A 9378-nucleotide genomic window follows, 5' to 3' on the forward strand; every position below is an offset into this window, starting at 1 on the left:
GTCCGCCGCCGTCCGTCAGATCTCGCCGCGGAGCTTGGCGAGCGCCTCCGCCAGGATCGCCTCGCCGTCGGCGTCGCTACGGCGCTCCCGGACGTAGGCGAGGTGGGTCTTGTACGGCTCGGTGCGCGGCGGGTCCGGCGGGCTGTCCCGGTCCTTGCCGGCCGGGAAACCACAGCGCGGGCAGTCCCAGGTGTCCGGAACCTGCGCATCGCCGGCGAAGCTGGGCTGCGTCTCGTGCCCGTTGGAGCACCAGAAGGAGATGCGGATGCGCGGCGCGGACTCGCCGCGCTCGGCCTCCCCCATCGGCCCCGCCCCGACCCGACTTCCTCGGATCGCGTTGCCACTTGCCACGGTCGTAACTCCCTGCGTAATGGTGCTGCAATGCCTCTCACAGCCGCTGCGCTGCGGGCGCCCCAGTCTACGTAAGGCCCAACGCGCGTCCAGTGACACGAGTTACCCGTCCCAGGACGCTGCCTTCATGATAGGCCGCGTCTTCGACGGCATGTCAGCTGCCGAGCTTCATCAGGATGCCGAGCACGACGATGCACGCGAACCAGAGCAGACCGATGACGATGGTGATCCGGTCGAGGTTCCGCTCGGCGACCGAGGAGCCACCGACGGAGGACTGCATACCGCCACCGAACATGTCGGACAGGCCGCCGCCCTTCCCCTTGTGCATGAGCACCAGCATCATCAGCAGCACGCTGAAGACGATGAGGGCGATCGAGAATCCGATGACCACGGCTGGACCAACTCTCTAGGACTGACGGACGGAACGTGCCGGTCTTCCACCGAAGACCAAGGGTGCGGGGCCGGGGCGGCGCTCAAGACGCCGGACCCGGCCCCGACAGGGTACGACGGGCCGGGCCCGTCGTCATAGCTGCTACTGATCGCGGAAGCGGACGATCTTGACGAATTCGTCCGCGTCCAGCGCCGCGCCGCCGATCAGGGCGCCGTCGACGTCCGGCTGCGCCATGATCGCGGCGACGTTGCCGGACTTGACCGAGCCGCCGTACTGGATGCGGACCTTGTCGGCCAGCTCCTGGCTGTAGAGCTCGGCGAGGCGGGCGCGGATGGCACCGCAGACCTCCTGCGCGTCCTCGGGCGTGGCGACCTCGCCGGTGCCGATGGCCCACACCGGCTCGTAGGCGATCACGACGGTCTCGGCCTGCGCGGCCGGGACGTCCTTCAGGCCGCCGTCGACCTGGGCGAGGGTGTGCGCGACCTGGTTGCCGGCCTTGCGCACGTCCAGGCCCTCGCCGACGCAGAGGATCGGGGTGAGGCCGTGCTTGAACGCGGCCTTGACCTTGGCGTTGCAGATCTCCTCGTCCTCGCCGTGGTACTGGCGGCGCTCGCTGTGGCCGACGGCCACGTACGTGCACTTCAGCTTGGCCAGCATCGCACCGGAGATCTCACCGGTGTACGCACCGGAGTCGTGCGCCGAGAGGTCCTGGGCGCCGTACTTGATCTTGAGCTTGTCGCCGTCGACCAGGGTCTGCACCGAGCGCAGGTCGGTGAAGGGCGGCAGGACCGCGACCTCCACGGCGTCGAAGTCCTTGTCGTTGAGGGCGAAGGCGAGCTTCTGGACGTGGGCGATGGCCTCGAGGTGGTTGAGGTTCATCTTCCAGTTGCCCGCCATCAGCGGGGTGCGACCGTTGTTGAGCGCGTTCACGGTGGTTCAGTCCTCCAGTGCGGCGAGGCCGGGGAGCGTCTTGCCCTCGAGGTATTCGAGGCTGGCGCCGCCGCCGGTCGAGATGTGGCCGAAAGCATTCTCGTCGAAGCCGAGCAGGCGCACCGCGGCGGCCGAGTCGCCGCCACCGACGACGGTGAAGGCCGGCGAGTCCAGCAGCCCCTGCGCGACGGCCTTGGTGCCGCCCGCGTAGTCGGGGTGCTCGAAGACGCCCATCGGGCCGTTCCAGAAGACGGTGCCCGCGTCGGCGAGCTTCGCGGCGTAGAGCTCGCGGGTCTTCGGGCCGATGTCCAGGCCCTCCTTGTCGGCCGGGATGGCGTCCGCGGCGACGACCTCGCAGACGGCCGGGGCCTTGGTCTTCAGGTCCGGGAATTCGGCCGAAACCAGTACGTCGACGGGGAGCACGAACTCCACGCCGCGCTTCTCGGCCTCCGCCAGGTATTCCAGGCAGACCGGGATCTGGTCCTTCTGGAGCAGCGAGATGCCGACCTCGTGGCCCTTGGCCGCCAGGAAGGTGTACGCCATGCCGCCGCCGACCAGGATGCGGTCGGCCTTCTTGAGCAGGTTGTCGATGACGGCGAGCTTGTCGGAGACCTTGGCGCCGCCGAGCACCACCACGTAGGGGCGCTTGACGTCCTGGGTGAGCTTCTTGAGGACACCGACCTCGGCGGCGATCAGGTCGCCGGCGGCGTGCGGCAGCCGCCCGGGCAGGTCGTAGACGGAGGCGTGCTTGCGGTGCACGGCGCCGAAGCCGTCGCCCACGTACAGGTCGGCGAGCTCGGCGAGCCGGTCGGCGAAGGCACCGCGCTCGGCGTCGTCCTTGCTGGTCTCCCCCGCGTTGAAGCGGAGGTTCTCCAGGACGGCCACCTGCCCTTCGGCCAGACCTGCGACCACGGACGCGGCCGACTCACCGACCGTGTCGGTGGCGAACGCCACGTCCTTGCCGAGGATTTCGCCGAGCCGCTCGGCCGCCGGGGCCAGCGAGAAGGCGGGGTCCGGGGCACCCTTGGGACGGCCCAGGTGGGAGGCGACGATCACCTTGGCGCCGAGCCCGGCCAGCTTGGCGATCGTCGGGGCGACGGCGCGGATCCGGCCGTCGTCGGTGATGGTGGTGCCGTCCAGCGGGACATTGAGGTCGGCGCGGACGAAGACCCGCTTGCCCGCAACGCCTTCTTGGGCGAGGTCGTCGATCGTCTTCATGTGAAGTGACTCCGGTTGGTTCAGTCCGTCATGGGTCAGGGCCCGTACGACGCATCTTTGCGCCCTACGAGCCCCGTCCTCACATCTCGGTGCCCTGGATGTCTTCAGGCAGAGATCAGAGCTGGCCGCCGACGAACGTGGTCAGGTCCACCAGGCGGTTGGAGTAGCCCCACTCGTTGTCATACCACCCGACGACCTTGACCTGCTTGCCCTGGACCATCGTGAGCTGGGAGTCGAAGGTGCAGGAGGCCGGCCAGTTCACGATGTCCGAGGAGACGATCGGGTCCTCGGTGTACTCCAGGACGCCCTTCAGCTGGCCCTCGGCGGCCTTCTGGAAGGCGGCGTTGATCTCTGCCTTGGTGACCTCGCGGTCGAGCTCCAGCACCAGGTCGGTGACCGAACCGGTGGGAACCGGCACGCGCATGGCGATGCCGTCCAGCTTGCCCTTGAGCTGCGGGAGGACCAGGGCGGTGGCCTTGGCGGCACCGGTCGAGGTCGGGATGATGTTCTCCGCGGCGGCGCGGGCGCGGCGCAGGTCCGAGTGCGGGAAGTCCAGGATGCGCTGGTCGTTGGTGTACGCGTGGACCGTGGTCATCATGCCCTTGACGATGCCGAAGTTCTCGTCGAGAACCTTGGCCATCGGCGCCACACAGTTGGTGGTGCAGGAGGCGTTGGAGATGACGTGGTGGTTGGCCGCGTCGTACTTCTCCTGGTTGACGCCCATGACGATCGTGATGTCCTCGCCCTTGGCGGGCGCGGAGATCAGGACCTTCTTGGCACCGGCGGCGAGGTGCTTGGCGGCGTCCTCGCGCTTGGTGAAGATACCGGTCGACTCGACGACGATGTCGGCGCCCAGCTCGCCCCAGGGGAGGTTGGCCGGGTCGCGCTCGGCCATCGTCTTGAAGGTCTGGTTGCCGACCGTGATGGTGTCGTCGGTGTGGCTGACCTCGGCGTTGAGGCGGCCCAGGATGCTGTCGTACTTCAGCAGGTGAACCAGGGTGGCATTGTCGGTCAGGTCGTTGACACCGACGATCTCGATGTCCGCACCCTGCTCCAGGAGCGCGCGGAAGTAGTTGCGACCAATGCGGCCGAATCCGTTGATGCCTACGCGGATCGTCACGAACCGATCTCCTCGTTGGTACGCCGGTTTTGGATACCGGCGAGCTGTATGGGCTGTCCCCGACCGCCTACGACCCTACCTCCTGGAAGAGACGTACGTGACATTGACATCGGCGCTCAAAGATGCTCAGGTGAGCGGCTTCGAGCCCCTCTGTCGCCCGCCCGTACGCGCCCGCTCACGGCGTCCGCACGCACGCGCCCCCGGCACCCAGTGCGGGTGCCGGGGGCGCGTGCGGACAGGGACCGCTCCGGTCAGCCGACCATCCCGTCGGCGAGCTCCTCGGTGAGGTTGGATTCGGTGCCGGGGATGCCCAGGTCCTGGGCCCGCTTGTCGGCCATCGCCAGCAGCCGCCGGATCCGCCCGGCGACCGCGTCCTTGGTCAGCGGCGGATCGGCCAGGGCGCCCAGCTCCTCCAGCGACGCCTGCTTGTGCTCCATGCGCAGCCGGCCGGCCGCCGCGAGGTGCTCGGGTACCTCTTCGCCGAGGATCTCCAGGGCCCGCTGGACCCGGGCGCCGGCGGCGACCGCGGCGCGCGCCGAGCGGCGGAGGTTGGCGTCGTCGAAGTTGGCGAGGCGGTTGGCGGTGGCCCGGACCTCGCGGCGCATCCGCCGCTCTTCCCAGGCGAGCACCGACTCATGGGCGCCGAGCCGGGTCAGCAGCGCGCCGATCGCATCACCGTCCCGGACGACGACACGGTCCACTCCGCGCACCTCACGGGCCTTGGCGCCGATGCCGAGCCGGCGGGCCGCGCCGACCAGCGCGAGGGCGGCCTCGGGGCCGGGGCAGGTGACCTCCAGGGAGGAGGAGCGGCCGGGCTCGGTCAGCGAGCCGTGCGCCAGGAAGGCGCCGCGCCATGCGGCCTCGGCGTCGCAGGTCGCGCCGGAGACCACCTGCGGGGGCAGGCCCCGGATCGGGCGCCCGCGGCCGTCGACCAGACCGGTCTGTCGGGCCAGCTGGTCGCCGCCGGCCACCACGCGCACGACATAGCGGCTGCCGCGCCGCAGCCCGCCGGGGGCCATCACCACCAGGTCGGAGGAGTGCCCGAAGATCTCCAGGATGTCCTTGCGCAGCCGCCGGGCGGCGATGCCCGTGTCCAGCTCCGCCTCGATCACAATGCGGCCACTGACCAGGTGCAGACCACCCGCGAACCGCAGGATCGACGAGACCTCCGACTTCCGGCAGCAGGTCCGGGTGACGGGGAGCCGGGAGATTTCGTCCTTCACCGCAGCCGTCATCGCCATGGGCCGATCCTTCCATGCATCCGAAAAATACGGTCATACGCGGCTGCCAGCAGTTCCGGGTCGTGCCGGTCGGGAGCTCCGCCGGCGCCGGGCCCGGCGTCGTCTCCTTGTGCGGCGACCTCGGCCAGCTCGACCTCGCTGCCCACCAGCTGCTTGGCGGCAACCGTCAGACCATCGATGTCGGGCACCGCGGCCTTGTCGGCCAGCACCACGTCGAAGGCGAGTTTAGGGGCGTGTCGGGCCAAAACCTCCAAATGACGCTGCGGGGAGAAGCCATCGGTTTCGCCGGGCTGCGGCGCGAGATTGAGCGAGAGGACCTTCCGGGCCTTGGTCTCCTCCAGGGCCTCGCGCAGCTCGGGCACCAGCAGATGCGGGATCACCGAGGAGAACCACGAACCTGGGCCCAGCACCACCCAGTCGGCGTCGCGCACCGCTGCGACCGCCTCGGGGACGGCCGGCGGGTCCTCGGGGACGACGTGGACGGACTGCACCTCGCCGCGGGTGAGCGCGACGGTGGCCTGGCCGCGGACCGTCGAAATCCCGTCCGGGTGGTCCGGGTCCAGGCCCTTGACCTGGGCCTGGAGCTCCAGCGGCACCGCCGACATCGGCAGCACCCGGCCGTGCGCGCCCAGCAGCTTGCCGACCAGATCCAGCGCCTGGACGTGGTCGCCGAGCTGCTCCCACAGGGCGACGATCAGCAGATTGCCGACCGCGTGGTCGTGGAGCTCGCCCTCGCTCGTGAAGCGGTGCTGGATCACCCGGGCCCAGGTCTGGCCCCAGTCGTCGTCACCGCACAGCGCGGCCAGGGCCTTGCGCAGATCGCCGGGCGGCAGCACGCCCAGCTCGTCGCGGAGCCGGCCGCTGGAGCCGCCGTCGTCGGCGACGGTGACCACGGCGGTCAGGTCCCCGGTGATGCGGCGCAGGGCGGCGAGCGAGGCGGACAGGCCCATGCCGCCGCCGAGCGCCACCACCTTCGGGGTGGCGCCCTTCGACGTACGGCCGCTGGAGACGAAGCGGCGCACCCTGCGCAGCCGCGGCGTACGGGCGGTCACTCGCGCCCCATGTCCCGGTGGACGACGACCGTTTCGACACCTTCGGACACCAGCCGGCGGGCCAGCTTCTCGGACATCGCAACGCTGCGGTGCTTGCCGCCGGTGCAGCCCACGGCGATGGTCACATAGCGCTTGCCCTCGCGGCGGTAGCCCTCCGCCACCAGCCGCAGCAGCTCGGCGTAGCCGTCCAGGAACTCCTTGGAACCGGGCTGGTTGAAGACGTAGTTGGACACCTCTTCGTTCAGGCCCGTGAAGGGGCGCAGCTCGGGGACCCAGTGCGGGTTGGGGATGAAGCGGCAGTCGACGACCATGTCGGCGTCGACCGGGAGGCCGTACTTGAAGCCGAACGACATGACCGTGGCGCGGAGTTCGGGGACCTCCTCGCCGGCGAACTGGGCGTCCAGCTTGGCGCGGAGCTCGTGGACGTTCAGGCTGGAGGTGTCGATGACCAGGTCGGCGTCGCCGCGCAGTTCGCGCAGCAGATCGCGCTCGGCGGCGATGCCGTCGACGATCCGGCCGTCGCCCTGGAGGGGGTGCGGGCGGCGGACCGACTCGAAGCGGCGCACCAGGGCCTCGTCGGAGGACTCCAGGAAGACGATGCGGCGCTTCACGTTCTGTGCGTCGAGGGTCGCCAGGGACGCCTTGAGGTTGGCGAAGAAGCGACGGCCGCGGACGTCGACGACGACGGCGATCTTGGCGACATTGCCCTGCGAACGGGCACCCAGCTCGACCATCGGCGGGATCAGCTCGGGCGGGATGTTGTCGACGACGAACCAGCCGAGGTCCTCCAGACACTTCGCGGCCGTGCTGCGGCCGGCGCCGGACATGCCGGAGATGATCACCAGCTCGGGGATCGCGGCGCTCTCGCCCTGGTCGGCTTCGCGCATCGTGCCCGTACTCACCTGTGCACCGTCTCTCTCGGGTTCCTGCGTGTCGTGCGGTCTGCTGCTCATCGGTCCTGCCCCCGTTCTGCTGACAACGCGGCCGTCGGGGCCTCGTCATCTTCAATGATCTCTCCTGTGGCGGTATTCACCGCCGGGGCGGACGGTGCCGCCGCGGCCAGCGCCGCGGCGACCGTCTCGGCGGTCTTGCGGCCGACCCCCGGCACCGCGCAGATCTCGTCGATCGTCGCAGCCCGCAGCTTCTTCAACGAACCGAAGTGCTTCAGGAGTGCCTGGCGGCGGGTCTCGCCCAGCCCGGCGACGGCATCCAGCGGCGACGCCCTCAGCCGCTTGGTGCGCTTGCTGCGCTGGTACGTGATCGCGAAGCGGTGCGCCTCGTCGCGGACCCGCTGGAGGAGATAGAGCCCCTCGCTGCTGCGCGGCAGCACGACCGGATCGTCCTCATCGGGCAGCCACACCTCTTCGAGGCGCTTGGCCAGACCGCAGACCGCGACATCGTCGATCCCGAGCTCGTCCATGGCACGGCGGGCCGCCGCCACCTGGGGGGCGCCGCCGTCGACGACCACGAGCTGGGGCGGATAGGCGAACCGCTTGGGGCGGCCGTCGTCGTCGGTGAGGCGGCCGTCCGCGGCGTCCTCCGGGGCGCCGTCGGGCTCCGCGGGGGCGTCGGCGGGCGGCTCCTCCGTCCACTCCCCCGACTTCTGCTTCTCCTGGAGGTAGCGCTTGAAGCGGCGGCCGATGACCTCGTGCATGGAGCGCACATCGTCCTGGCCGGCGAAGCCCTTGATCTGGAAGCGGCGGTATTCGCTCTTCCGGGCGAGGCCGTCCTCGAACACCACCATCGAGGCGACGACGTCATCGCCCTGGAGGTGCGAGATGTCGAAGCACTCGATGCGCAGCGGGACCGCGTCCAGGCCGAGGGCCTGGGAGATCTCCTCCAGGGCGCGGGAGCGGGTGGTCAGGTCGGAGGCGCGCTTGGTCTTGTGGAGGGCGAGCGCCTGCTGGGCGTTGCGCCCGACCGTGGCCATCAGGTCCTTCTTGTCGCCGCGCTGCGGGATGCGCAGCGAGACCTGGGAGCCGCGGCGCTGGGAGAGCCACTGGGCGATCGGCTCGACCGGCTCGGGGAGCGCCGGGACCAGGACCTCCTTGGGGACCGCGTCGCCCTGCTCCTCGCCGTACAGCTGCTGGAGGGCGTGCTCCACGAGGCCGGCGGTGGTGACGGCCTCGACCTTGTCGGTGACCCAGCCGCGCTGGCCGCGCACCCGGCCGCCGCGGACGTGGAAGATCTGGACGGCGGCTTCGAGTTCGTCCTCGGCGACGGCGATCAGGTCGGCGTCGGTGGCATCGGCGAGCACCACGGCGCTCTTCTCCATCGCCCGCTTGAGCGCGCCTATGTCGTCCCGCAGCCGGGCGGCGCGCTCGTACTCCATCTCCTCGGCCGCCTCCTGCATCCGGCGCTCCAGGCGGCGGAGGTACGCGCCGGTGCGGCCGGCCATGAAGTCGCAGAATTCCTCGGCGAGTTCGCGGTGCTCCTCGGGGGAGATCCGGCCGACGCAGGGGGCCGAGCACTTGCCGATGTAGCCGAGCAGGCAGGGGCGGCCGATCTGGGCGGAGCGCTTGAAGACGCCGGCGGAGCACGTCCGTACGGGGAAGACGCGCAGCATCAGGTCGACGGTCTCGCGGATGGCCCAGGCGTGCCCGTACGGACCGAAATAGCGCACGCCCTTCTTCTTGGCGCCGCGCATCACCTGGACGCGGGGGAACTCTTCGTTGAGCGTCACCGCGAGATACGGATAGCTCTTGTCGTCGCGGTACTTGACGTTGAACCGGGGGTCGAACTCCTTGATCCAGGTGTACTCCAGCTGGAGCGCCTCGACCTCCGTGGAGACCACGGTCCATTCCACGGAGGCGGCGGTGGTGACCATCGTGCGCGTACGCGGATGGAGGCCGGCCAGGTCCTGGAAGTAGTTGGCCAGGCGCTGGCGCAGGCTCTTGGCCTTGCCGACGTAGATGACCCGCCCGTGCTCGTCGCGGAATTTATAGACCCCCGGCGAGTCGGGGATCTGTCCCGGCTTGGGTCGGTAGCTGCTGGGGTCTGCCATGACCACCACCCTACTGACCGCCACTGACAATCACGGCGTCAGTGGCGGGGGTGGGGCGGGGCGGAGTGGGG

9 protein-coding genes are annotated in these 9378 nt (G+C 70.1%); all 9 read right to left on the reverse strand.

From position 1 onward, the window contains the following. Positions 1–15 precede the first annotated feature (15 nt). The 9 genes from IEZ17_RS32615 to uvrC all read right to left on the reverse strand — a co-directional run bounded on the left by IEZ17_RS32615 (position 16) and on the right by uvrC (position 9307). The gene (locus IEZ17_RS32615; RefSeq protein WP_016578660.1) at positions 16–351 is read right to left on the reverse strand and encodes an RNA polymerase-binding protein RbpA; all 336 of its coding nucleotides are present in this window, start codon (positions 349–351) and stop codon (positions 16–18) included. 154 nt (positions 352–505) lie between these two features. Then, complete coding sequence (secG, locus tag IEZ17_RS32620; RefSeq protein WP_189306506.1) at positions 506–742, reverse strand: preprotein translocase subunit SecG; 237 nt, start codon at positions 740–742, stop codon at positions 506–508. 141 nt (positions 743–883) lie between these two features. Continuing rightward, a complete protein-coding gene (gene tpiA, locus IEZ17_RS32625) occupies positions 884–1639 on the reverse strand; it encodes a triose-phosphate isomerase (protein WP_189306526.1) in 756 nt (251 codons plus the stop codon). Positions 1640–1678: 39 nt separating this feature from the next. Continuing rightward, positions 1679–2890: a phosphoglycerate kinase gene (locus tag IEZ17_RS32630; RefSeq protein ID WP_189306508.1), complete on the reverse strand. Its 1212-nt coding sequence runs from the start codon at positions 2888–2890 to the stop codon at positions 1679–1681. A gap of 115 nt (positions 2891–3005) precedes the next feature. Further along, positions 3006–4010 (reverse strand): type I glyceraldehyde-3-phosphate dehydrogenase, encoded by a 1005-nt coding sequence (gap, locus tag IEZ17_RS32635; protein WP_189306511.1) that lies wholly within the window; start codon positions 4008–4010, stop codon positions 3006–3008. A 251-nt stretch (positions 4011–4261) separates the two neighbouring features. Beyond that, positions 4262–5251: a DNA-binding protein WhiA gene (gene whiA / locus IEZ17_RS32640; protein ID WP_030282946.1), complete on the reverse strand. Its 990-nt coding sequence runs from the start codon at positions 5249–5251 to the stop codon at positions 4262–4264. Next, positions 5242–6303 carry a gluconeogenesis factor YvcK family protein gene (locus IEZ17_RS32645; RefSeq protein ID WP_189306513.1) on the reverse strand — a complete coding sequence of 354 codons (1062 nt, stop codon included), beginning with the start codon at positions 6301–6303 and terminating at the stop codon, positions 5242–5244. The genes whiA and IEZ17_RS32645 overlap by 10 nt, the downstream gene beginning before the upstream one ends. Beyond that, positions 6300–7256 (reverse strand): RNase adapter RapZ, encoded by a 957-nt coding sequence (rapZ, locus tag IEZ17_RS32650; RefSeq protein ID WP_229852862.1) that lies wholly within the window; start codon positions 7254–7256, stop codon positions 6300–6302. The genes IEZ17_RS32645 and rapZ overlap by 4 nt, the downstream gene beginning before the upstream one ends. Then, the gene (gene uvrC / locus IEZ17_RS32655; RefSeq protein WP_189306515.1) at positions 7253–9307 is read right to left on the reverse strand and encodes an excinuclease ABC subunit UvrC; all 2055 of its coding nucleotides are present in this window, start codon (positions 9305–9307) and stop codon (positions 7253–7255) included. The genes rapZ and uvrC overlap by 4 nt, the downstream gene beginning before the upstream one ends. Between the last annotated feature and the right edge of the window lie 71 nt (positions 9308–9378).

Origin of the sequence: Streptomyces albospinus (assembly GCF_014648695.1) — a bacterium.
GTDB lineage: Bacteria > Actinomycetota > Actinomycetes > Streptomycetales > Streptomycetaceae > Streptomyces > Streptomyces albospinus.